Origin of the sequence: Paenibacillus jiangxiensis (genome assembly GCF_046098255.1) — a bacterium.
Lineage (GTDB): Bacteria > Bacillota > Bacilli > Paenibacillales > Paenibacillaceae > Paenibacillus > Paenibacillus jiagnxiensis.
This window is the reverse complement of the sequence record NZ_JBJURI010000022.1, coordinates 60,798-84,387: the sequence shown is the minus strand read 5'-3', so window position 1 is coordinate 84,387 and position 23,590 is coordinate 60,798. Positions and strand designations below refer to the sequence as shown.

21 protein-coding genes and 1 pseudogene are annotated in these 23,590 nt (G+C 48.2%); 1 reads left to right on the top strand and 21 read right to left on the bottom strand.

The annotated features are described in order from the left end of the window. Positions 1-20 precede the first annotated feature (20 nt). On the top strand, positions 21-1,487 hold the full coding sequence (locus ACI1P2_RS20325) for an amino acid permease (RefSeq protein WP_355322038.1): 1,467 nt from the start codon (positions 21-23) through the stop codon (positions 1,485-1,487). Between the two features lie 418 nt (positions 1,488-1,905). Here ACI1P2_RS20325 and ACI1P2_RS31490 read toward each other — a convergent pair. The 21 genes and pseudogenes from ACI1P2_RS31490 to xylA form a co-directional block, all read right to left on the bottom strand. Next, positions 1,906-2,282: pseudogene (locus tag ACI1P2_RS31490) on the bottom strand (Rpn family recombination-promoting nuclease/putative transposase); the annotation flags it as partial. Between the two features lie 182 nt (positions 2,283-2,464). After that, a complete protein-coding gene (locus ACI1P2_RS20315; protein WP_355322033.1) occupies positions 2,465-3,559 on the bottom strand; it encodes a toxic anion resistance protein in 1,095 nt (364 codons plus the stop codon). Between the two features lie 11 nt (positions 3,560-3,570). Then, positions 3,571-4,287, bottom strand: a complete 717-nt coding sequence (locus tag ACI1P2_RS20310; protein WP_408976283.1) for a hypothetical protein — start codon at positions 4,285-4,287, stop codon at positions 3,571-3,573. Positions 4,288-4,427: 140 nt separating this feature from the next. Then, positions 4,428-5,453, bottom strand: a complete 1,026-nt coding sequence (locus ACI1P2_RS20305; RefSeq protein ID WP_355322029.1) for an ATP-grasp domain-containing protein — start codon at positions 5,451-5,453, stop codon at positions 4,428-4,430. Between the two features lie 19 nt (positions 5,454-5,472). Further along, positions 5,473-6,291, bottom strand: a complete 819-nt coding sequence (locus tag ACI1P2_RS20300; protein WP_355322027.1) for an HAD family hydrolase — start codon at positions 6,289-6,291, stop codon at positions 5,473-5,475. Further along, complete coding sequence (locus ACI1P2_RS20295; RefSeq protein WP_355322025.1) at positions 6,288-7,415, bottom strand: cysteine protease StiP family protein; 1,128 nt, start codon at positions 7,413-7,415, stop codon at positions 6,288-6,290. The genes ACI1P2_RS20300 and ACI1P2_RS20295 overlap by 4 nt, the downstream gene beginning before the upstream one ends. Before the next feature lie 18 nt (positions 7,416-7,433). After that, a complete protein-coding gene (locus tag ACI1P2_RS20290; protein ID WP_355322023.1) occupies positions 7,434-8,774 on the bottom strand; it encodes a phosphoribosyltransferase family protein in 1,341 nt (446 codons plus the stop codon). Beyond that, a complete protein-coding gene (locus ACI1P2_RS20285; protein WP_355322021.1) occupies positions 8,755-9,966 on the bottom strand; it encodes an HpcH/HpaI aldolase/citrate lyase family protein in 1,212 nt (403 codons plus the stop codon). The genes ACI1P2_RS20290 and ACI1P2_RS20285 overlap by 20 nt, the downstream gene beginning before the upstream one ends. Before the next feature lie 122 nt (positions 9,967-10,088). After that, on the bottom strand, positions 10,089-10,817 hold the full coding sequence (locus ACI1P2_RS20280) for a TerC family protein (protein ID WP_355322138.1): 729 nt from the start codon (positions 10,815-10,817) through the stop codon (positions 10,089-10,091). 87 nt (positions 10,818-10,904) lie between these two features. Next, positions 10,905-12,170, bottom strand: coding sequence for a TerD family protein (locus tag ACI1P2_RS20275; protein ID WP_355322019.1), 1,266 nt, complete (start codon positions 12,168-12,170; stop codon positions 10,905-10,907). Between the two features lie 51 nt (positions 12,171-12,221). After that, on the bottom strand, positions 12,222-13,487 hold the full coding sequence (locus ACI1P2_RS20270) for a TerD family protein (RefSeq protein WP_355322017.1): 1,266 nt from the start codon (positions 13,485-13,487) through the stop codon (positions 12,222-12,224). 61 nt (positions 13,488-13,548) lie between these two features. Then, a complete protein-coding gene (locus tag ACI1P2_RS20265; protein ID WP_355322015.1) occupies positions 13,549-14,130 on the bottom strand; it encodes a TerD family protein in 582 nt (193 codons plus the stop codon). Positions 14,131-14,143: 13 nt separating this feature from the next. Beyond that, positions 14,144-14,722 carry a TerD family protein gene (locus tag ACI1P2_RS20260; protein ID WP_355322013.1) on the bottom strand — a complete coding sequence of 193 codons (579 nt, stop codon included), beginning with the start codon at positions 14,720-14,722 and terminating at the stop codon, positions 14,144-14,146. 47 nt (positions 14,723-14,769) lie between these two features. After that, positions 14,770-15,342 (bottom strand): TerD family protein, encoded by a 573-nt coding sequence (locus ACI1P2_RS20255; RefSeq protein ID WP_355322011.1) that lies wholly within the window; start codon positions 15,340-15,342, stop codon positions 14,770-14,772. A 29-nt stretch (positions 15,343-15,371) separates the two neighbouring features. After that, complete coding sequence (locus tag ACI1P2_RS20250; RefSeq protein ID WP_355322136.1) at positions 15,372-15,818, bottom strand: tellurite resistance TerB family protein; 447 nt, start codon at positions 15,816-15,818, stop codon at positions 15,372-15,374. 148 nt (positions 15,819-15,966) lie between these two features. Continuing rightward, positions 15,967-16,545 (bottom strand): TerD family protein, encoded by a 579-nt coding sequence (locus ACI1P2_RS20245; protein WP_355322009.1) that lies wholly within the window; start codon positions 16,543-16,545, stop codon positions 15,967-15,969. Between the two features lie 43 nt (positions 16,546-16,588). Then, entirely contained in the window at positions 16,589-17,179 is a 591-nt protein-coding gene (locus tag ACI1P2_RS20240) for a TerD family protein (protein ID WP_355322007.1), read from the bottom strand. Positions 17,180-17,568: 389 nt separating this feature from the next. Beyond that, entirely contained in the window at positions 17,569-18,870 is a 1,302-nt protein-coding gene (locus ACI1P2_RS20235; protein ID WP_355322005.1) for an MFS transporter, read from the bottom strand. Between the two features lie 95 nt (positions 18,871-18,965). Beyond that, positions 18,966-20,093: a transglutaminase domain-containing protein gene (locus ACI1P2_RS20230; protein WP_355322003.1), complete on the bottom strand. Its 1,128-nt coding sequence runs from the start codon at positions 20,091-20,093 to the stop codon at positions 18,966-18,968. A 424-nt stretch (positions 20,094-20,517) separates the two neighbouring features. After that, positions 20,518-22,014, bottom strand: coding sequence for a xylulokinase (gene xylB, locus ACI1P2_RS20225; RefSeq protein ID WP_355322001.1), 1,497 nt, complete (start codon positions 22,012-22,014; stop codon positions 20,518-20,520). Between the two features lie 87 nt (positions 22,015-22,101). Next, the gene (xylA, locus tag ACI1P2_RS20220; RefSeq protein WP_355321999.1) at positions 22,102-23,418 is read right to left on the bottom strand and encodes a xylose isomerase; all 1,317 of its coding nucleotides are present in this window, start codon (positions 23,416-23,418) and stop codon (positions 22,102-22,104) included. Positions 23,419-23,590 lie beyond the last annotated feature (172 nt).

Genomic DNA, 23,590 nt, shown 5'->3' with positions numbered 1-23,590 from the left:
TTGTGAAGGAGTGTCATTCCATGCAGTACAACGAAACATCCCCGGCTTCCTTGAAGAAGGGGCTTAAAGCCAGACATATGACCATGATCGCCCTCGGCGGCTCCATCGGGACAGGTTTGTTCCTGGCGAGCGGGGGAGCCGTTGCGCAGGCCGGACCAGGCGGTGCCTTGCTCGCATATACCGCAGTCGGCATTATGGTCTACTTTCTGATGACAAGCCTGGGTGAAATGGCGACGTATATGCCTGAATCCGGCTCCTTCAACACGTATGCCAGCCGCTTTATCGACCCGGCCTTCGGCTTCGCCATGGGCTGGAATTTCTGGTTCAACTGGGCGGTGACGATCGCCGCCGAGCTGTCTGCGGCAACCGTGCTCATCAAGTACTGGTTCCCTGACAGCCATTCCGGCTGGTGGAGCCTGCTGTTCCTGGCCCTGATTTTCGCGTTGAACGCCCTTTCCGTTAAAGGCTACGGCGAATCGGAATACTGGTTTGCCATGATTAAAATCGTGACCGTTATCGTGTTCCTCATCGTCGGCGTGCTGATGATCTTCGGCATTCTTGGCGGGGAAGCCACAGGCTTTGGCAACTTTACTGCCGGAGACGCACCGTTCCCGGGCGGATTCTTTGCGATCCTCGGCGTCTTTATGGCCGCCGGCTTCTCTTTCCAGGGAACAGAGCTGATCGGTGTGGCTGCCGGCGAAAGCGAGAATCCGCGCCAAAATGTTCCCCGCGCCGTGCGGCAAATTTTCTGGCGGATTCTGTTCTTCTATATTTTGGCCATCATTGTCATTGGTGCCCTGATTCCATATACCAATCCGGATCTGCTGCGGAGTGGCATTAAGGATATCAATGTCAGCCCGTTTACGCTGGTGTTCGAAAAAGCGGGGCTTGCCGTAGCCGCCTCTGTCATGAATGCGGTTATCCTGACCTCCGTGCTGTCTGCCGGCAATTCGGGCACGTATGCGGCGACACGTGTATTGTTCGTGCTTGCCCAGGAGGGGAAAGCCCCCCGCTTCCTGGGCAAGCTGAACCGCCGCGGCATTCCGATGAACGCGCTGCTCATCACGGCCTCCGTCGGCTTGCTGGCCTTTCTCGGTTCTTTGTTCGGCGACGGCGTCGTTTACACCTGGCTGCTCAATGCCTCTGGCATGTGCGGCTTCATCACCTGGGTCGGGATCGCCGTCAGCCATTACCGGTTCCGCAGAGCTTTTATGGCACAAGGACGAAGCCTGAACGAGTTGCCCTTCAGAGCGCGCTGGTTCCCGTTCGGTCCCTTGTTTGCCTTTGTTCTCTGCATCATCGTAATCATCGGACAGGGCTCGGGCGCCTTCACCGGCGGGCAGATCGACTGGGCCGGACTGACTGCCGTCTATTTGGGGGTTCCCCTTTTCCTGCTTTTATGGCTTGGCTATAAACTCATTCGCCGTACACACGTCATCCCTCTGCACGAGGTCGATTTGGATACGGGAACAAAAACAGAGCATTGACAAAAAGACCGTCCCGGCAGCTTTTCAGCTCCGGGGCGGTCTCTTTCAATCCATTAGTCCATTTCCATGATGTCTTTTGTTCTCTCAGACGCAGCAGCTATCAATAGATATACAATCACGATTCCGCACGAGATGGGTCCCAGCATACTAACACTCTCTCCTTTTTTTAACTAGCATATGCAGAGTTAAGAGGACGAATGCTATTTATATTTTCCCCAGAATCTTGCGGGATAAACTAAAGAGGGGTATAGCATAATTATTTTCTTTAAATTATTGTGTGTTATTTTAATTCCCTAACCAACCGTAGCTGCCAATGAGAAGTATGGCTACTATGGAGGGCTGCTACGAAAAGCAAAAAAGGCTCCCTACGACATAGCAACATCGTAAAAAGCCGATCTCATCCTGTATTTCCTCATGATTATTGCACTAATTTCCTTATGGTCTCTTCCGGCAAACCCGATGCCTCGGCAATTACTTTAATGTCAATCCCTTTGGAAAGAAGATTTTTAGCCATTTCCAATTTCGCTTTCGTCTCTCCTACTGTTACACCTTCCGCTCGTGCTCCTTCAATCATGGAAGCTTCATCGTGAAGATACTTTTGCCGTGCTTCATACAATCTGCGAGCCTCTTCATCCTGACTAAGAAACTCTAATGTCGTCATGGCTTTTTTCAGAGTCGGTCTTGCATCGTCAACGCCTCCCATTTGGATTTATCAAAGCCCTTCAAAAACAATAGCCAATTCACCAAACCGCCATCAATGGGGATGGCCTGTTCGTCCAACTCCTTGAAATTGATCACAGGGCGTTGTCCTTTTTTGTTATTTTAGGTGAGGATATGCACGAAGCAGCGGAGAGGACGAAGCAATTCCGGAAAAGCGGCAGCGTTCGCCTTTGGCCCGAAGGGTCAACAGCGATTGTAGGAATGCTTCGTTCTCGGAGCGCCTCACAAACAGACAAAAGGATCTCCCAGGAATATGATTAGTCCAAAAAGCCAACCGGCCCAGAGTTGTTGATTGCATCCGTCTTGCCGGCGTTGCCAGGCATTAACCCCAACCGGTTATGTACCTGTTGATTAATTTCATTCAGACGCTTGGTATGCTCGGTAGCCGATTGAATGATGATCCGGTTCGATTGCTCATATTGGTCCATGGCGCTGAACAGGTCGCTCATGGCCCGGTCAATGGATTCAAGTTGAATTCCCGGCCTTCCCAGCAAATCCGTCGTTTTTTGCGTCGTTTCCTTCAACAAACGTGCGTTATCCTCAAACATATTTTGCAGCGTATTGTTCGCTGCATTCACGGCATTGATCGTCTCAACTTGATCCTGAAGTGCAAGTGCAATCATTGCGGATACCGTAATCAGATGCTGCGTTTTATCAATGGTCGCATCCACCGAGTCAATGAGTTTGTCATTATTATCATTAATAATTTCCGCACCAGCAATCGCTTGCTGATACAACATCACCATTTCCTCAAACGACTGAATGCGGGTTACAACCTTGCGCAGCCCTTTCTCCAGCTGTGTTTTGCGAAGCTCATTTGCCGGCTTGGCAATCTCGGCTTCAAACATTTCTTTCAATTTATGTCCCATTGCAATGCGAACCTGCAAATTATAAACTGATTCGATGGAGGATCTTTTCAGATTCTTCATAAAAGCAACGTTTTCTTCCAGCGTCTCTTTGCCATTTCGCAGCGAGGAGACAATGGCATCGACATTGGTTTTCACCGATTGATATTTATAAATATAATTTTTGAGCGGGCTTTTTCTCAGAAGCCTATCAAAAAATCCGATTTGCTTGCTCTTGCTTAATGAATCAATCTCGCTTCTCAGCTTCAGTATGCTATTGGGAACCTCGGACCGGTTCCCGGACATTAAATCATTTACAGGACGCTGCAGCATGGCCAAGGATTGACCGGCCTGCTCCATCGTTTTTTGCCCCATTCTGCCGATGGAATCCATCAGAGTCTCAAGTTCAAGGTTGTCGGAGGTTGAGATTTTGGAAATGAGCTGCTGTGCTTCGGTTTCAACCTTGGTTAAATCTACCGGTTTGATCTGAACAAGAGTTGTTGACATGCTGTTCCTCCTTAATTGGACGTACTGTATCTTTGCTGAATTAAATCCATGCGTGTTTTTAATTCAATTAAATCTTTTTGTTCGATGCTTTCGACATATTGCGAGAGCTTCGAATTAATTTCCTTCATTCCGTTCAGCAGCAGGCGCCGGTTCTGACGTTTGGCCTCAGGCCCCAAATTAAGAAACGGATTGATGGCTCCGTTAATATCTTTAAAGACCAAACGCTGAATGTTGTGATTAATGTTGGGATCATTCATCTTTTTTAACTGAGGAATCAGCCGCAGCACACGGGTCAGCACTTTCAGTGTCTTCTCTACAATCTCATCATCAAGGGTATTTTTCTGTCCTTCGGATATGATCATTTCTTCTAATACATGGATGTATTGAATAACAGGCCCCCACAACGGATCATTCTCTTCTTGTGCACCCTCGTTCTGGTCTTGCACCTGATTTTGATTGTGCACCTGATTCTGGTTGTGCATCTGGTTGTGAACCTGGTTTCCGTCAGGTGAATCCTTTATTTCCCTCCGCTCATTTACAGGCAGGTAAGGCTCATACTTGATTCCCTTTTGCGAGCGGTGCAAGTAGCCAATACTCAATAGTGCAAAAATTGTCGGTATACATAGGTTCAGGAAATCGGGAAGTATGCGGGATGTTATAAACTGTGAAATTAAAAATCCGACAATGGTTATCCCTGCTGCTACACCATATCGCATAACTGTTCTCACCTCTTACTGATTGCTGCTGGACATGCATCGCCCTGCCATTACTTGGTATTCCATAACCTTCATGATACAGGCGCCCTATTATACTGTCAATTTTTGAATATGCCCATAGAACTAAAAATAACAGATTCATAGACTCTGCTTTATCGGAAGACCCGCTTCATGATCATCTCTTTTTCGACATGGGTTGCCATAATTCCAAATTCAGGATCAGGTACTGCTACCTCTTCACCCAGGAGTAGCTTAATAGCAAGATAAGGAAAATTAATCCCTGTCAAACAAGAGGTATAAAGCCCTCCTGATGTTCTCGGGTTAATCTCGAGCAGCTTGGGTTTGTCCTCCTGATAGATCACCTGAATATTGAAATTATACTGGAGCGGTATCACCTGATGAATGTGATGGGCCCAATCTATTAACAGCTCATTTTTCTCCAACAGACGCACCCGACCTTCCGCCTTTTTACGCGGCACCGCGGCCAGCAAAGAGGATGAGGACGCAAGGCAATCAATGCTGTATTCATGGCCCTTCATGAACTCCATCACCATCAAGGGCGGAAATTCGGGAACGCTTGAGAGCAAACGAATCGCTTCATCAAAGTGGATATAGGGGCCGCTGGTTTCGTAAAGACTCATAAGCGAAGGCTGTGCTTCCTGGATCATCCGAAATCCTGCGCCACCTTCTCCGCTTGCCGGTTTAAAGCACACCTTATGCCCCTTTTCTTTCAAACGGTGGTAGGCTTCCTTAAATTCGCTCACATTGGACACGACCTCGTAATCCGGCAAAGTGATCCCCTTCAGAGTGGAGAGCGCTGAAAATAATTTACCTTTATCAGATACCAGCCCGATCAGCTCCGCGTCACCGGCGGCTAACAGTTTTGTCCCGATGCTGGAGAATTCGGCGCGATGCTTTACGATTTCAGACATTCCGAAATGAGGGATGAAAATATCAATGCGATGTTTTTTACAAAAATCGAGGCAATACCCTGGATACTCGTGAACAGGCAGGCTGGGCTCAAGCTCGGCATAATCTGCAATCTGTAACATCAGAGAGTGTTTTTTGGGATGTGTCGCATAAATCTCAAACTTTCTTTGATCCTCGTTATGACGTATCATTTCAGCATAGTGACTTGCGGTTGAAAAAGTCCGATTATACCAAATACGTAAGCCCATAAGGACATTCTCTCCTTCATTATGAAATGCCGGAAATCTGCTGCTGTATATTCAGAAAATAAGCTGTAATTTCCTCAATCATTTCTTCCGCGGCCCTGATTCCCGAAAGCCGGGTATAACGTACCCCCTCATTCTCCGGCTTGTGGGCATACAGCTCGCCATGCCTTGGTGACAAAGCAAAATCGGATATATTCAACAGACTTTCATCCAGCAGGGAATCTCCTGCCGAAGCAATATACCTAGCTCCAACAAGATCACGAATATACAGAACAGCATCCCCTTTATTGACACCCGCAGGCACTAAATACAGCTTTCTTCCCTGAAGTGACACATGCCAGCCCATGCCCTGCATACGGTGTCTGAACTCTTCAATGACAGGGAGCGGTACGCGCTCGGGATCCAGGATAACGGTAAAGAACAGCTCATCCGAAAAGTTCATTTTCTTGACCCACTCCGGCGAGCTAATCTGTTCAAAAGCTCTCCTTGCTTCCCCGGAAGAGGCGCTCTCCTTCAAAGCCCTTTGAATATGAGCCGACCATTCCTGATCCGGGACCCCGTTAACCAAAATCTTCCCGCCGTTGCTGGTCACCGCATAACTGGGCTGGAAATATTGTTGAATATAGAAAATCCGCTTATACTGCTCCTCTGTTCTGGTCGTAACGGGAATGAACAGCGCATGAGCAGCAAGCTTTTGCAGCAGTTCAATCGAGGTTTGGGTCATATACGAAATATAGTCCCCTTGATAAAGCTCAACCGGAACGAGCTCGTGCTCCGGAACCGCCCCCATTGATTTTCTGGAATAAATCAGAGTCCTGTCCAGATCGCTAGAAAAGATCATGCTTTCTCTCCTTTTGCCGGCCGAATGATTCCACAGCAGGAGTATGTTAAACCAGGGTAAACCTCAACAGGAACATTTCTGTCCTGTGCCAGCAAGCGAATATGCTCCAGATTCGGATTATCTTCCCGGTCAACGAGTATTTTCCAGGGCACTCTTCTCAGCAGCACCCGAGTTGTTTCACCAACGCCCGGCTTGACCAGATTAACATCGCTGATGCCAAAGTCATGTTGAATGCGCGTTATATCCTGCATGCCCTTCCATGACTCCTCTGCCGGATACCGGTACAGCTGCTGCGCTTGCTCCTGCGCCTGCAGAGCAACCTCAGGGAAGTATGCGGATACCTGGTCGATAAACAAATTTGACACATCTTCAGCCAGCCATTCACGGTAAAATTTCGCTCCATGAAAGTCATACGGGCCAATAAGGTCCGGGCGTAAAACGGTCCGGCTCACCAATCCGGAGACAGTAGAATTTAATGCGGCGCTCGGGATCAGGAAATCCTCACGGGTCCCGAAGGTCCGGGAGCAGTATCCGGGGTCTGCAAGGACAGCCAGGTCATCGCTTAAGCGGATATGATATTTCTCGTAAAATGTTTTACAAGCTTCAATAAGGACTTTGCGGATCGCTCCCTTGCCTGTCCAGCCGTCCACAAATTGAATCTCGCTGGACGGATGATTCTGCAGCATATAAAGAACCGCATTTTCATCTATCCCTCTGCCCCTGATAATCGAAATGCTATAGTGTGGCAGGTCTCTATCATATGTTTGTTCAATATATCGTTTAATCAGTATTCCAATGGGCGTTCCGGCACGGGCCAGTGATGCCAGCACCAGGTTAAATCCTCTTTTTTGCAGAATAAGCTCAGCAGCCACCGCCGCAGCCAAAGCCACCTTTTTGGCGGTACTTTGCAACGTTTTGTGAAATAAATCAAGGTATTCCTTTGTCGGCTGGTATTCTACGGGGAGCATTTCAGAGTAGTGCCTTCCCGCCTGAATCGCTTCTTCACGGTCTTCCGTAGGGACTTCCAGCTTCGCATCGCTTATATCCTTTAGCAGAAAAACAACATCCTCCGCTTTATAGCTGCCCATTAACGGCGGTGGCATCAGTCTGGTCTCTGGTATCATTGCTTACACTCCTTATCGCTAAAACAAGACAATATTGATTTGGGGGATGCCCGTAGACAGGAGGGCCTTTTCATAGGATTTAAGAGCCTCGAGGCCGCTTGGCCGTTCTATAAAAACAAAGAGTTCTTCGTACACTCCCTTGGGAACGTTATAAAAATAGTAAGGAACCGCCGGATCATCCGGAGAATGAAAGACAAATTTATTCTTAACGGCATATTCCTTTTGCTCAAACGGATGAATGGGGCTTCTTGTGCTTGACTGATAGAAAATGCCCTCCCCCATTTCCGCTGCAATTCTCATGGGAATATACATGAACTCGCCCGTTCCCAGGCAAAGAGTGCTTTTTCCCGTTCGATACTGCTTTAAACACGCTGCTGCATTCGAGATAGAGTCATCCAATGCATAGCTTTCCTGAGCGCTCATTCCAAACCGCCCCGTCAATTTCAGATAAGGCTTTTTATTTACAGCACCAAGGGAATTGACGGAAGAATAACCGAGATGGTCGAAATATTCAGACAACGAGATCACGCGGATAATCTGTTCTCCAGCCTCATCCGTCGGCAGATGCGAGAGGTTTGCCTCAACCTCCGGCGTTCCACTCACGCTGATCTTCCCTTGGATCAGGGAAATGCAATCTATCGTAATACCCAGGCTCTGCTCAACCAGTCTGAATTGCTCCTTTTGCTCATCAGACCGCCAATCCAGAAGACTTGCCAGTACATAGTGTTTTCTGGGATGCTTTTGCTGTATATCCCGAATAATATTCAGGGCCGTTTTTCCCGTTGTTATTTCATCATCGACCAAAACGATCGTATCCTCACCATTGAAAAAATCAGCATCAGCTGCATAACAACGTTGGGCTGTGGCATGAGAATGCTCCTCCTCAAAGCTCAATCGGGGGCTCATCTCATGGATACTCTCTCTCGTCGTATGAATAAATCTGGCTGGACCTGTAAACAGATCAAACATCCCATGCCCCAATGCAGTCGCTGTTTCCGCAAATCCGATAAATAATGTAGGCTTCGGAACAAGAAGACGATTCTGCTTCAGTTTTTCATACAGCTTGATGGCTGCTGACGGATCGCTGAACCCCCGTACGATCTGGTCCATTTTGACCGGAAGCTCCTCCCCGTTTTGAGCCTGGAGCAGCAGCCCCAAGCTTAATGCGCCCAGCAAACCCGTATGAGGCTTAACAGGGATATGCTTGCCGAGAATTTTGCTGACAAATAAAAAGCTTCTCTTCTTATTGATCCGCGCTGCCAGTGCAAAAAGATCATCCAATGGAATCTGAAACGGATTGTCCGTAATTTGAATATCCAGGTTTAATTGATCCAGCACACTAAATGAGTATTTGTTCATGTTCTTTCTCTCCAAGGAGTAGTGTTGTAAAATTAACGTTTTCTTGAAGCACGCCATACACCCTTGCCCGTGCCAGCATTCGCTGAGCCCAGTTGAGATGAGGTTTGATTTCATTCATTTTATTGGAATATTTGCTTTTGAATACGCCCAGCATGCCGGTGTTATTGTCGATAATAGACAACGCGTCCATATATTCCTCATGCGTCACAACATACATTGATTGAACCGGCAGAATGTGGGTTGGATGGATGATCGTTTTTCCGATAATTCCATTTTCCTTGTCCATGGCTATTTCACGGATCAACCCGTCCACGTATCTATTCAAAATTTCCATTCTGCGCTTTCTGCCTACCCTGCCTGCAGTTTCTTCAAACAAGGTCTGTCTCAGCTGCGGCTTAAGCACCCGATCCGACTTGAAATACTCCCATACAGGCCCGGAAATGACATATCCGTCTTCCGCACGTCCAAAGAAATTTATGATATCAGTAATACAATCTCTGATTACGGAGATATCATAAATCGTCATGTCAGGGCTTCTGCGCAAGCCGAACAGGCTGGAAAAATCAGTAGCTCCAATCCGGATGTTCAATATGTAGTCTCTGTACTGTGCGATGAGTTGTCTGAGCGCCGATAAGGTCTGGTATCTTTCTTCTTTATAGATGACATCCGATGATTCAAGAATGGGCAGTCCATATAATGTTGGAGAAGAGAGCAACTTGGTATGATTATAGCTTTGAATGATTTCAAGATATTGCTGCCCGTTGGATAGCGAAAATTTCGGCAGCATAAATCCCGTAATCAATTCCGTCGTTTCCTCAAAGATCGTAATAATGCGTTTAAGCTGCTGTGGCGACCGTACCCGGATAAAAATCAAAGGGATGCTTTCTTCATTGATTGCTCCCAGCTTGATCATAGAGGAGAGGCGGTAGATTTGATCCAGCATGGAGGCTTCCGCCTGCTCAACTTGATGGTCCCCCACCGCGTCCTCCAGGTCTATGACCATGGAGGTTAGGCCTTTAATTTTACTGTCTATGATGTCCTCCACAATCGCCGCCCTTGTAGCCGGCATATACAAGGCCGCGCCCACTGCATAAGCCAAGGTCTCTTTTGGGGTCCGGTTTGTAAAATGAGACGGAGCTACATGAAATATTCCGGCTTCTTGCTCCGGCTGCAAATAGTTAAAATAGCGCACATTTCTTCCTCCTTGACATGCAGCGAAATTCCAGGTTGCGGCACCTGCCAACAAAAAAACGTGAGTATACTCTGAAATCTAAAAAGATCCCTCCCAGTGAAAGGAGGGACCCGAAGTTAAGGCTATGCGGATTTTACAGAGCTGGATTTTTTGCGGATGGAGCTGAAAATAATGGTCCCGACAAATACAGCGATCAGGATGCCAAAGAAGAGATAATGTGACATCTCAAATCCTGCTACAGCTGCAAGCATTTTAGCACCGATAATAATGATGAGAATAAACGCCGCTTGCTCAAGCTCCGGATACTTGTCGATCAGCTTCAGAAATAGCTGGGCGACCCCCCTCATCATCAGCACGCCCAAAATGCCGCCAAGGAACAGTACCCAAACTTCATTGCTTACCCCAAAGGCTGCAATGACACTGTCAATACTAAAGGCAATATCCATCGCTTCTACGGCAAGCACGGTTTGCCAAAAGCCTTTACCTTTATTTTGGACCTCTTCTCCTTCCTCTTCCTCACTGGCAGGCTGACGGCGAATATAGGGAAGAATTCCATAAAACTTGATTTCAAGCTTGAACAGGTGGCTGAACGCAATCCACAAGAGATAAAGACCCCCGACAATCTTGACCCAAGTGATTTTAACAAGGAAGGTGCCAATGCCGATGGCGATAAACCTGAAGACGTAGGCTCCCAATAGACCATAGAACAATGCTTTCTTCTGCTGCTCTTTAGGCAAATGTTTAACAAGCACAGCCAGCACCAGGGCATTATCCGCCGAGAGCAGCCCTTCTATGATGATCAGAGAGAATATAATTCCCCAGCTTGACGGCTCGCTTAAAACTTGCCCCATATGCTCCCAGTTAAAAAATGAAGAAAAATTATCTATTAAACTCTGGAAAAAACCGCTCACTTACTTTCCTCCTTTAAAATATCGGACCTACTTCCATCCGGTTGTCCACCGCATATTCCAGCCGTAAGCTCGATCGAGCTCCTTATGACCCGAGGTATAATGGACCAGCTTTTCCACACTAAAGGTCTGGTTATTGACGTTGGTAATTAATGCAATCCCGCACATGCCCTTTCTGTTATTATGCTCGTCCATGCGAACCTCGATATCGGGACCTCCGATCTGCTTGATGGTGACGATACCATCGGCTTCCGCCCAATTCGCAATGCCTTCATAGATATAAGCGAAGACCAGTATGCGTTTGATTTCCGAAAGATAATTGCCGTTGATGCGAAGGTTTTCTCCAGTCTTCACCATCCCGGTCCGGTCATCTCCGTCCAGCGCAATATAAGGCTCGTCATCCAAAGAACCAAATTGCCTTCCCAGAGCTTGAACGACGCCCTTATAGCCATCATTTAATTCAAAGAGACATCCGAGATCCAGATCAATCTTTCTTGCAGAACCGAAGACAGACTTTTTACCTAGCGTCCAATTCAGATTGATCATTATCTCGCCCAGCGGGCCCGTACCCTTTTGAAGATTGATTTTGTCTCCGCGTTTCTTGAGCTCAATCTTCGACAGGTTGACAGGCTTAGGGGCCGGTGGTGGCGTGTGCTTTTGCTCATTCACAAGCGCCGAAGCAGGAGCGCTCTTGGGTGGCTGCGAAGCCGGCGAAGATGCGGAGGACTCTTCCTTGACTTCAATTCCATAGCTTTGACAAAGAGCTTCAAGCCCGCCGGAGTAGCCCGCAGCGATGGAATTGAACTTCCATTGCCCCTGGTGCCGATAGAGCTCCCCTACAACAATGGCCGTTTCCACGCTGAAAGGGATGTCTATATTAAATCGGATAACCTCCTGACCGTTCACCGGATCAATGATTCGAATATATGTATTTCGAACCCTTGCAAAGCTTTGTGAACGTTTCTCTCCATCATAAATCGTGAGAGAGAACGAAATTCTTTCGTACTGGTTGGGGATGCTGTTAAAATTGACCTCCAGCTGCGCTTTATCCACTGCCCCGGCCAGATTTGCAGCCTGTGTCCGTACAGTTACACACTGGTTGGGACCGGCAGGGTTGCCGTAAAAGATCAGATCGGAATCCTGCGTGACCTTGCTGTTTCCAGTCAGCAGAAAGGAGGAGAAATCGATATCCACATCAGAAGCAGCTTCCCAGCCCATGCCAATAACAACACTTTTCAAGTGAGGGTTTGTTTTCGTAAGATCCGCTTTTTGGCCTTTAACCAATGCAATCTCCATCTATACCAGCCTTTCGCTTAAAACTTGACCCATATGCCCCCAATATCGGAACTATTTCCATCCGGTTGTCCACTGCATGTTCCAACCGTAAGCTCGATCGAGCTCCTTATGACCCGAGGTATAATGGACCAGCTTTTCCACACTAAAGGTCTGGTTATTGACGTTGGTAATTAATGCAATCCCGCACATGCCCTTTCTGTTATTATGCTCGTCCATGCGAACCTCGATATCGGGACCTCCGATCTGCTTGATGGTGACGATACCATCGGCTTCCGCCCAATTCGCAATGCCTTCATAGATATAAGCGAAGACCAGTATGCGTTTGATTTCCGAAAGATAATTGCCGTTGATGCGAAGGTTTTCTCCAGTCTTCACCATCCCGGTCCGGTCATCTCCGTCCAGCGCAATATAAGGCTCGTCATCCAAAGAACCAAATTGCCTTCCCAGAGCTTGAACGACGCCCTTATAGCCATCATTTAATTCAAAGAGACATCCGAGATCCAGATCAATCTTTCTTGCAGAACCGAAGACAGACTTTTTACCTAGCGTCCAATTCAGATTGATCATTATCTCGCCCAGCGGGCCCGTACCCTTTTGAAGATTGATTTTGTCTCCGCGTTTCTTGAGCTCAATCTTCGACAGGTTGACAGGCTTAGGGGCCGGTGGTGGCGTGTGCTTTTGCTCATTCACAAGCGCCGAAGCAGGAGCGCTCTTGGGTGGCTGCGAAGCCGGCGAAGATGCGGAGGACTCTTCCTTGACTTCAATTCCATAGCTTTGACAAAGGGCTTCAAGCCCGCCGGAATAGCCCGCAGCGATGGAATTGAACTTCCATTGCCCCTGGTGTCGGTAGAGTTCCCCTACGACAATGGCCGTTTCCACGCTGAAAGGGGTGTCTATATTAAATCGGATAACCTCCTGACCGTTCACCGGATCAATGATTCGAATATATGTATTGCGAACCCTTGCAAAGCTATGTGAACGTTTCTCACCATCATAAATGGTGAGAGAGAAGGAAATTCTTTCATACTGGTTGGGTATGCTGTTAAAATTGACCTCCAGCTGCGCTTTATCCGCTACCCCGGCCAAGTTTGCAGCCTGCGTCCGGACGGTTACACATTGGTTGGGGCCGGCAGGATTGCCGTAAAAAATCAGATCGGAATCCTGGGTGACCTTACTGTTTCCAGCCAGCAGAAAGGATGAGAAATCGATATCCACGTCAGAAGCAACTTCCCAGCCCATGCCAACAACTACACTTTTCAAGTGAGGATTTGTTTTCGTAAGATCTGCTTTTTGGCCTTTGATCAATGAAATCGTCATCTATACCAACCTTTCAAAAAACTCATTACCGGGTGTGATGATCCTACACCCGGCCTTGATATTACTGGGCGTCCAAGCCGTAATTTTTGCAAATGGCAGACAAACCGCCCTGGAAGCCTGAACCGATAGCCTGGAATTTCCATTCACCGTTATGCCGATACAGCTCGCAGACCACCACTGCTGTTTCCAGCGAGAAATCCTCTCCCAGGTCGTAACGAAGAATCTCCTCGTTCGTATGTTCATTCACCAGGCGGACGAATGCATTCGAGATATGGCCAAAGTTTTGCCTTCTTGACTCAGCATCATGAATTGTGACCGTAATCCCGATCCGCTGGACATTGGGCGGCAGCAGCGGGAAATCAATGATGATTTGCTCGTCGTCCCCGTCTCCTTGCCCTGTACGGTTATCACCTGTGTGATAAACCGACCCGTTGGGCGTTTTCGGATTATTATAGAAGACAAAATCCTCAATGCCCTTTGCCTTGCCATCCTCATAAAGAAGAAATGCTGATACATCAAGGTCATAATCATCACCAGTACTATACTTGTTGACATCCCAGCCCAAGCCAACGATGGCTTTCGTCAATAAAGGGTTCGTTTTGGTAAGGTCAATTCGTTGACCCTTTGACAGACTGATGCTCATAGCCATCCTCCTATTAAACGGTTACTCCGTAATCCCGGCACAATCCGGCGAGCCCATCCTGGAATCCGCTGCCAACCGCACTGAACTTCCATTCGCCATTATGCCGATACAACTCTCCCACAGTGATAGCCGTTTCAATGGAAAAATCTTCACCAAGATCATAACGGATCAATTCTTCGTTGTTTGCTTCATTCACAACACGGACATATGAATTGGCCACCTGTCCGAAATTTTGATTTCTCTCTCTTGCTTCATGGATCGTAATGCAGAAAGCGATTTTATGAACCTCTGCCGGCACATTGGCCAACTCTATCATGACCGACTCATCGTCCCCCGCACCTTCGCCGGTGCGGTTATCACCAGAAATTGCTATAGAATGATTGCTATTAGACGGATTATTATAGAAGATGAAATCCTGGTCGGAACTCACTTTGCCTGCTGCATTCAGCAGAAAGGCTGAGGCATCAAGGTCAAAATCGCTGCCGCCGTCATATTTGTTCAGATCCCAGCCCAGGCCTACTTTGATTTTGGTCAGTCCCGGATTTGATTTTGTTAAATCTACCTTTTGTCCTTTAGAAAGATTCACAGCCATTTGAAGGTCTCCTCTTTACTTAAATATGCATCTCTGCCCGGTTAGACCTAAAGACCAAAATCACGGATCAACCCGGCCAGACCGTCTTTATACCCGCTGCCGACAGCGCTGAATTTCCATTCACCGCTATTACGGTACAATTCGCCAACAACGATCGCCGTTTCCACGGAAAAATCTTCACCAAGATCGTAACGGATCAGCTCTTCGCCGGTTTCTTCATTAACAATTCGCGCAAAAGCGTTCGAGACTTGTCCAAAGTTCTGGTTGCGCTCCGCGCCTTCATGGATCGTGATGCAGAATGAAATTTTGTCAATATCTGCAGGAACAGCGCTCAGATCTACCTTGAGTTGCTCGTCGTCCCCTTCGCCTTCACCCGTACGGTTATCGCCCGTATGTACTACAGAGCCGTTTTCGTTTTTAGGGTTATTGTAGAAGATAAAATCCGTTTCTTTCTGCGCTTTTCCTGCTCCATTCAAGCAAAAAGCGGATGCATCCAGGTCAAAATCGGCGCCGCCGTCATATTTGTTGGTGTCCCAGCCCAAGCCTACAATCACTTTCGTAAGACCCGGATTTGTTTTCGTCAAGTCGATTTTTTGTCCTTTGGATAAGCTGATTGCCATAATTAAATTTCCCCCTTAGTAAATTATAATCAGAGTCCGAAGTCTCCTGGCGCCACACCGAGCACCTCACAAATCTCTCTAACCGCTTTCTTTTCCAACTCGTCGAAATCACCGTCAGCCGCCCCAACTGCACAGCATACCCCCACAATGATTCTTCCAACTTCAGGTTTGGATTTGAATTTAGCGATTACTCTCAGTGCTTCCTGTTTGCCGACCATAACATCAAAATCCATATTGCCGGCATAATGATTGAAGCGTTCGATCACTTCGCTCATGTTAAATACCTTCAGTTCCTCGCTGCGTCCCAAATATCCGGCCATCTTTTGTTTTTCCGAAGCATCAACCGTACCATCGGCAACGGATACAACGGCACATCCTGCAACGATTGCTTCAAGCAAATCCTTGTTTTTAAACTTCTTCACATTATCCGAAAGGGTTCCTTTTGTGCGAGACAGCCACCCTTGAAAAGCATTCAAAGCCCCTGACATTTGGGTTAACCTCCAATTGTTTAAATCACTAATAAATGATCATATAGTCGTTTCAGCTCGTTGTTTGTTCTATTACTAACTAGTAAATGAACCGCAGCCAAAATTCTAATTCTCTCTTGTTTGGAACACTGCCAGGTTAAGCAGAAAGACCAAAGTCACGGATCAACCCAGCCAGGCCGTCTTTATATCCGCTGCCGACAGCGCTGAATTTCCATTCGCCATTATTACGGTACAATTCGCCAACAACGATCGCCGTTTCCACGGAGAAATCTTCGCCAAGATCGTAACGGATCAGCTCTTCTCCTGTTTCTTCATTGATAATCCGCGCAAAAGCGTTCGATACTTGTCCGAAGTTCTGATTGCGTTCCGCACCTTCATGGATTGTGATGCAGAATGAAATTTTGTCAATGTCTGCAGGAACGGCGTTTAGATCCACCTTGAGCTGCTCATCGTCCCCTTCGCCTTCACCCGTACGGTTATCGCCTGTATGTACTACAGAGCCGTTTTCGTTTTTAGGATTATTGTAGAAAATAAAATCTGTTTCTTTCTGTGCTTTTCCTGCTCCGTTCAAGCAAAAAGCGGATGCATCCAGGTCAAAGTCGGCGCCGCCGTCATATTTGTTGGTGTCCCAGCCCAAGCCTACAATCACTTTCGTAAGACCCGGGTTCGTTTTCGTCAAATCAATTTTTTGTCCTTTGGATAAGCTGATTGCCATGATTAAATTTCCCCTTTATATTCAAAATCTGCGGTTAAATGAACTATTGGAACCGTCTCGCCAAAATATCGATATGAGCAGCGTGAGCACCTTCGCCTATCGCGTTAAACTTCCATTCCCCGCTATGCCGATAGATTTCTCCGGCCAGCAGAGCTGTATAACCGCCGTAGTTATCCGTCAGGTTAAAGCGGACAAGCTCCTCGTTATTCTGTGAGTTCACAACCCGAATATAAGCGGACTGAATCATTCCAAAATCCTGGCCGCGTTCTTCGCATTGATAGATGTTAACGACCATCAAAATCTTCTCGACATCAGCGGGAACCTTCTTCAAATCGATCATAATTTGTTCGTCATCCCCGTCGCCTTCACCCGTTATGTTATCGCCGGAGTGTTTCACAGAGCCGCATCCACTGACCCGATTATAGAAGCAAACCAGGTTGGAATTCTCCACAAGTTTGCCTTGTCCATTCAGCAGGATCGCCGAGGCGTCACAATCGATATTCGCACCTCTTTTTCTTCCGAAAAAACCTTTTGACTGAACCGGGTCCCATCCCAAACCTACCGTTAGAAACGAGAGGCCTGAACTCCCCTTTGTCAGGTCAATTTTCTGACCTTTAACCAATGAAATTCCCAAACTCGATACCCTCCCCGGGAGTTTTCTCCCAAACTTAAATATAGTACTGACAACCCAAGAAAACTAGACGCATGCATCTTACTCTTCTACTACGCATAGGGGAAATATATGGTTTCATTTGCATAATAATTTTGCGTCTATTGGGTCGTTATCTCAATTATACCTTATAATTCTTCGCAATGTCCGATTTTTCACCAAAAAAATGCAAATTTCTCCTGCTCAAAAAGGAAATTATCCCAGATCAAAATAACATTTAGGAAAAAAACTTATATCTTTGGAACTACTAGAAAAAGATGTGTACTGGTGCTGCAGTCTTGATAATAATGAACAAAAAACAGCCCGTTCCCGTGGAAACGGACTGACTCTAATTTTCAAATCTCTTCTATCAATTAATGCATTCCGGAAACGGCGTGATCCCGAAAAAATCTTCTGCACAACAAACCGATCAAGGCCGCAAGACCTGTCAATCCGGCAGCAAACAGATACAAATTCACGATCCCGAACCTTTCAGCGATCCAACCCATCAGCAGCAGGGAGACACAGAACATCAGATTCATGAGCACCGCCTGGGCTGACAGCACTTTCGGCAAATCCGCATCACCCACACTTTTTTGAATTAAAGTTCTTCTGCTGACAATCGAAAGCTCCGCGGGCGGTCCCATCAGCAACACGATGAGCAGTGTCAGGGCAGCCGATTCGTTCAGGGCATAGAACGCTGTCAATATACCATAGCCGAACATGCCTGCCACCATCGATACGAACAGCCGTTTCTCCAGCAGGCGGGTGCACGCCAGCACCAGCAGTCCCCCTCCAATGGCTCCCGCAAAATAAGCTGCATTAATGTATCCCCACCAGGCCTCGCCTTTCAGCAGCACTTCCTGAGCAAATGCTAGAGTGAACGCCCCTACCCATACCGAACCGCCAAGCATATCCACCATATCGATAAACATAAGCAGCTTCAACCTGCCGCTGGCGGCGATCAGCCTCCAGCCTTCCTGCATCGTCTTCCATCGCCCCGTCTTTCCGGGACTGTCGGAATCGTTCTGTGGAGAATCGGCCATTTCATCCTCTTCCTCCTGACGTACACGGGTAAGAGGATGAAGCCAGTATCTGCCGTCCGTTTCCAGCGGATCACGAATCAATGCCGTAAACACAAGCGCCACAGCGTAAAGTGCCCCCGCAAGCAGCAGCGTTTTCTCCGCCCCCAATACGGCCACCAGCACACCGCTCAAGCCCCAGCCTGCAAGCTGAACGGTTTGGTCGCTGACAGAGATGAGACTATTCGCCTTCATTAAGGCAGCGCCGGGAGCCAGCCGCGGCACGAGCGAGTTGCGTGCAGGCGTTGTCCAGCCGTCAAGGAAGGATAAGGCCATAACCAATATGAATACGATCGTCCAGCTCCCGGTTGTCCCTGTTACCCACAGATGTAATATAAGAATGGCAAACAGCAGCAGCTGTCCCAATTGGGAGACGAGCAAAATGAGCGGAAGCTGAAATCTGGCAAGCAGCAGCGGGGCGAAGAAACCGCTGATCATCTGTGTCCCCATGCGCAGCAGCGGAATCAGAATGGCGGTAATAATCGAGTCAGTCCCATGAAAAATCAGGGAGATCAACGCCATAATGTACAATACATCCGCCGCGTTCGACATCGACTGCGTACCTATCAAGTAAGTAAATAACCGTTTATACATATGTACTCCTTACTCTGCAATTTTCGACACACTTTCCATAGGGCAGCAAAAAAGCCGCAGTTCTACTGCGGCCTCATTTTAATCTATATTATCAATTATGTCCACGAAAGCTCTACCCTGAGCCCGCCCGCTCCCTTTAAATCACTCACTTTATAGGAAACGGACTTTACTCCCAGCTTGTACAGCACCTGCAGATCCTGCTTTAGCTTGCTCTCGTTCCCCTTGTAGACAAACAACAGAGAACTCGAACCACTCTTCATCGCTTTGCTGGCCAAAGTCTTAATGTCATTGGCCGTGCTGAGCGTATTTCCATTCTGAGTCAAATCGTATTCGAGAGCTTGATACAGCTGCTTGTATGCCTTGGAGGCTGCGCCGCCCTGCGCGATCAAGCTGTTCAGTATGTCACGGTAGGATGTGCTCGCTGCCGGATACTGCTTGGTCCAGGTGTGATCCTGCCGCATCTCCGCATCTGTCAGCATATAATATGCGGTACTCACTTCATTCGGGCGGTCCGGCGTCGGGTCATCCCATGTGGTATCCATATGATACCATTTGCCGTCCAACTGCACAAGATTCCAGGCATGAAGCTGCCCGCCTGCTCTTCCTTCTATAATCTGGTTGGCGATGCCGACTTGATTAAGCATTTTATACGCCAGCAGAGCGTAGCCTTGGCAGACCGTGCTGCCTGTGCTCAGCCCGTCATAGGCCGTGTATTTCTGCAGTGTCTCATCATACTTGAGACGTTTTACAATCCAGTCATGTATAACCTTGGCCTTTTCATGATCGGTCATGCTCGGAGTTATGATTTGAGCGAGTGCCGTCTTAACCGTATTGTCTACGTAAGCGGTTTGTTCCTTGGTTTCCCGATAGCTCAGTTCTACAGTTACATCAGCTGAAGTGGCAGTCCCCTTGTAGCTGAATTCATAGCTCTTGATCGTATAGTTTATGTAAGGGTCAATCTTCATGGCTTGATCAATTGCGGTCTGCAGCTTGCTTTTGAGCTCCTGTACATTGCCTTTGTACGTGAAAGATAACGTTTCACTGCGGGTCTGCATCGCATCGGCCAGCTTTTGCTGCAGCTGATCCGCTGAAATGGTGGCTGTTGCATTGACTGCTCCTGCCGCATAAGCATAGTCCCAGTTCATAACCGGCGGAACCATAACGCTCAAGAGCGAACCTGCTACCAGCAGCTTGGTCATTTTGGAGCCGATGGTTTTCTTCATAAGGAGCTCCTTCCTTTCTCAGTAAATTAGTAGCAAAGAATAGCACTTCCCAAAAAACCATCCTGCGTTAGTCCTATAATAAGTCTGATCATTCCAGGAAATTATAACTATTCTACCATAAAACAAATGCAGAAAGCACAAAAATATCATATACTTTTGCGAATTTCGCCGTTTTTTCGGTTGCGGTCATCTGGAAAATCAGTTTTTCTAAGGAGAGAGCACTTAGGGGGCCTCGTTATAAAATAAGAAAAATGTCTATCGACGTACATTCACAGAAGACAGACCGCGTTTAGCAGTAGTTTTTCTTGCGATTTCAGGAGGCATATTCCAAGAAGTTTATTCTTTCTAAAATCTAAAAAAAAGAGTGTCCCAAAGGTCCATGGACCTTTGGGACACTCTCATGGTTTGTTGTTCTGCGCCAAACTTATCTGAACTCGGACAATTGGTTATTTAGACCACGTGTTGCGCCATATACCTCGCGGTATAGATCGAACAGCCTCTCATACTGCTGTACAGCCTCTTCATTCGGAGTATAACGCTTGGCCGGCCGGATAAACGCCCGGGCACAAGCCTGAAGAGAATCAAACCATCCGCAGCCGTACGCCGCCAGCATCGCGGCCCCCAGCGCAGGACCTTGCTCGCTTTCCAGCTTGATGACGGTGGCATTAAACACATCCGCCTGCATCTGCAGCCACAACTCGCTGCGGGCGCCGCCGCCGATGGAGATCACCTCGTTTACCACCTTGCCAGTGCTCCGCAAAATATCAATGGATTCTTTCAGCGAAAAGGTAATGCCCTCCAGGACAGCACGGGTAAAGTGAGGCAGCTTGTGGCTTGCATCCATGCCGATAAAGCTGCCGCGGATTTGCGAATCCGGATGAGGTGTGCGTTCACCGACGATATACGGTGTAAAGAGTAAACCTCCACTGCCGAGCTTAATGCCTTCCGCCTGCTGCAGCAGCTCCTCGAAAGGCTGATCAGGGGCAAAGGTCTCCTTAAACCAGGTCAGGCTGTAGCCTGCCGCCAGCGTTACCCCCATAATGTAATAGGCGTCTTTCTCGCCATGATTGAAAAAATGAGCTCTGCCTTCGATATCCAGGTCCTTGCGCTCTTCATATGAAAGGACAACCCCCGAAGTTCCGATGCTGCACATCGTCTGGCCTTCGCTCAGAATGCCGGAGCCGATCGCTCCGCATGCGTTATCCGCTCCGCCGGCATATATAGGCGTCCCTGCGGCAAGTCCCGTTTGTGAAGCGATTTCCGGCAGGAGGCCACCCGTCTGATCAAAGGACTCCACCAGCGGAGGGCACAGCGACAGAGACAGGTCGAACGCGGCCGCGATTTCTTCGCTCCAGCGCTTGCCCGCCACATCCAGCAGCAGTGTTCCCGCTGCGTCAGAATACTCCGATGCCAGCTCGCCCGTCAGTCTATAGCGCACGTAATCCTTTGGCAGCATAAAGTATGCTGCACGTGCCAGCAACTCGGGTTCATGCTCCTGTACCCAAAGAAGCTTGGGCAGCGTGAAGCCTTCCAGCGCCCGGTTGCGCGCGATGCCCAAAAGCTTGGGTCCCAGGACGCTTTCAATCCGCCGGCACTGCTCAGTCGTGCGGGTATCGTTCCACAGAATGGCCCTGCGCAGCACCTGCCCCTTTTCATCCATCAGCACAAGCCCATGCATCTGGCCTGAAAAACTGATGCCATCCACGCTATCGGCCTGAATGCCGGCTTGCTCGACCAGCTTGCGCAGCGAGGCCACAGTTCCTTCTACCCAATCCTCCGGGTCCTGCTCGCTGTATCCCGGCTTGGGCTGATGCAGCGGATAAGCCTCAGATGCTTCGAAAGCCACCTTTCCTTCACGGGTAACCAGCACCGTCTTTACTGCACTGGTCCCCAAATCCACGCCGATCACATAACGCTCCATATTCACATCCCCCTACCGGTTACTCGTATGAGACACAGCTACCGCTGACTTCCGCCAGCGGTAACTTTTTTCAAATCAAACGAACTATTATTCAGCCAAAATGTATTGGTTAAGTGTTGCCTTCAGCCATTCCTGGCGTCCGGATTCGTTTTTGCGCGGTTTATCATTGTTCAGCGCATGCTCCGCAAGGGAAGCAAGGGTGGCTTTTCCGGAAACGATATCCTGTCCGATACCTTCCTTGAAGCTGCTGTACCGCTTCTCGATGAAATCCTCAAATACGCGGTCTTCGATCAGCTTCGCCGCTACCTTCAGCCCTTTGGCATAAGTGTCCATACCGGCAACGTGCGCCAGGAACAGATCCTCCGGCTCAAAGGATGCTCGTCTGACCTTCGCGTCGAAGTTCACGCCGCCTTTGCCAAGGCCGCCATTTTGCAGCACTTCATACATCGTAAGGGTTGCATCGTAAATATCCACCGGAAACTCGTCGGTATCCCAACCGATCAGCATATCTCCCTGGTTCGCATCCAGCGATCCGAGCATGTCGTTCAGGCGGGCTACACGCAACTCATGATTGAACGTATGCCCTGCAAGCGTCGCATGATTTGCTTCAAGGTTCAGCTTGAAGTGCTTATCCAGTCCGTACTTTTGCAGGAAAGCGATCGTAGTGGCCGCGTCGAAATCATACTGGTGCTTCGTTGGCTCTTTTGGCTTCGGTTCGATCAGGAACTGAGCCTCAAAGCCGATTTCACGGGCATAGTCAATGGCCATTTGGAACATGCGCGCCATGTTGTCCTGCTCCAGCTGCATATCCGTATTGAGCAGCGTTTCGTAGCCTTCGCGGCCTCCCCAGAACACATAGTTTTCACCGCCGAGCCGTTTGCCAATCTCCAGCCCTTTTTTGATCTGGGCTGCGGCGTGTGCGTATACGTCGGCATTGCAGGTCGTAGCCGCACCGTGCATATAGCGGGGGTTTGTAAACATATTGGCCGTATTCCACAGCAGCTTCTTGCCCGTTGCTTTCATCTGTGCTTCAATCAGGTCCACAATTGTATCCAGGTTGGCATAGAACTCCTTCAGACTGGAGCCTTCCGGAGCAATGTCCACATCATGGAAAGCGAAATATTCAAGATTCAGCTTATCCATCAGTTCAAAAGCAGCTTCAACCCGCGCTTTCGCAAGGTCCAGTCCTTTAAGATGATCCCATGAACGGACAGCCGTTTCCACACCGAACGGGTCGGAGCCGCCTGCCGTCAATGTATGCCAGTAAGCCATGCTGAATTTAAAATGCTCTGCCATCGTTTTTCCAGCGACGACTTCGTCCGGGTTGTACCATTTGAACGCGTACGGATTCGTGGAGTTTTTGCCTTCATAACTAATTTTTGAAACGTTTTCAAAGTAAGCCATTTGATTACGCCTCCCAGTCTCATATTAGGTTCTTGCCGATTTTATTTACCTCTCGAAATCGTTTACACCGCTATACTAACACAGCTCGCCGAACTTTGTCTATTGCTTAAACTAAGTATTTTTTTTAAACTATAAGTGCGTGTTCAAAAAGTCAGGTTTTCAGCACCGAAGC

Bases quoted from the DNA above. Each gene is read 5' to 3' on its own strand.
- ACI1P2_RS20290 (WP_355322023.1), bottom strand. From the start codon at position 8,774: ATGAACAAATACTCATTTAGTGTGCTGGATCAATTAAACCTGGATATT.
- ACI1P2_RS20235 (WP_355322005.1), bottom strand. From the start codon at position 18,870: ATGTATAAACGGTTATTTACTTACTTGATAGGTACGCAGTCGATGTCG.
- ACI1P2_RS20300 (WP_355322027.1), bottom strand. From the start codon at position 6,291: ATGATCTTTTCTAGCGATCTGGACAGGACTCTGATTTATTCCAGAAAA.
- ACI1P2_RS20305 (WP_355322029.1), bottom strand. From the start codon at position 5,453: ATGGGCTTACGTATTTGGTATAATCGGACTTTTTCAACCGCAAGTCAC.
- ACI1P2_RS20265 (WP_355322015.1), bottom strand. From the start codon at position 14,130: ATGAGCATCAGTCTGTCAAAGGGTCAACGAATTGACCTTACCAAAACG.
- ACI1P2_RS20255 (WP_355322011.1), bottom strand. From the start codon at position 15,342: ATGGCAATCAGCTTATCCAAAGGACAAAAAATCGACTTGACGAAAACA.
- ACI1P2_RS20280 (WP_355322138.1), bottom strand. From the start codon at position 10,817: ATGGGGCAAGTTTTAAGCGAGCCGTCAAGCTGGGGAATTATATTCTCT.
- ACI1P2_RS20325 (WP_355322038.1), top strand. From the start codon at position 21: ATGCAGTACAACGAAACATCCCCGGCTTCCTTGAAGAAGGGGCTTAAA.
- xylA (WP_355321999.1), bottom strand. From the start codon at position 23,418: ATGGCTTACTTTGAAAACGTTTCAAAAATTAGTTATGAAGGCAAAAAC.
- ACI1P2_RS20270 (WP_355322017.1), bottom strand. From the start codon at position 13,487: ATGACGATTTCATTGATCAAAGGCCAAAAAGCAGATCTTACGAAAACA.
- ACI1P2_RS20260 (WP_355322013.1), bottom strand. From the start codon at position 14,722: ATGGCTGTGAATCTTTCTAAAGGACAAAAGGTAGATTTAACAAAATCA.
- ACI1P2_RS20315 (WP_355322033.1), bottom strand. From the start codon at position 3,559: ATGTCAACAACTCTTGTTCAGATCAAACCGGTAGATTTAACCAAGGTT.
- ACI1P2_RS20245 (WP_355322009.1), bottom strand. From the start codon at position 16,545: ATGGCAATCAGCTTATCCAAAGGACAAAAAATTGATTTGACGAAAACG.
- ACI1P2_RS20295 (WP_355322025.1), bottom strand. From the start codon at position 7,415: ATGATACCAGAGACCAGACTGATGCCACCGCCGTTAATGGGCAGCTAT.
- ACI1P2_RS20230 (WP_355322003.1), bottom strand. From the start codon at position 20,093: ATGAAGAAAACCATCGGCTCCAAAATGACCAAGCTGCTGGTAGCAGGT.
- ACI1P2_RS20275 (WP_355322019.1), bottom strand. From the start codon at position 12,170: ATGGAGATTGCATTGGTTAAAGGCCAAAAAGCGGATCTTACGAAAACA.
- xylB (WP_355322001.1), bottom strand. From the start codon at position 22,014: ATGGAGCGTTATGTGATCGGCGTGGATTTGGGGACCAGTGCAGTAAAG.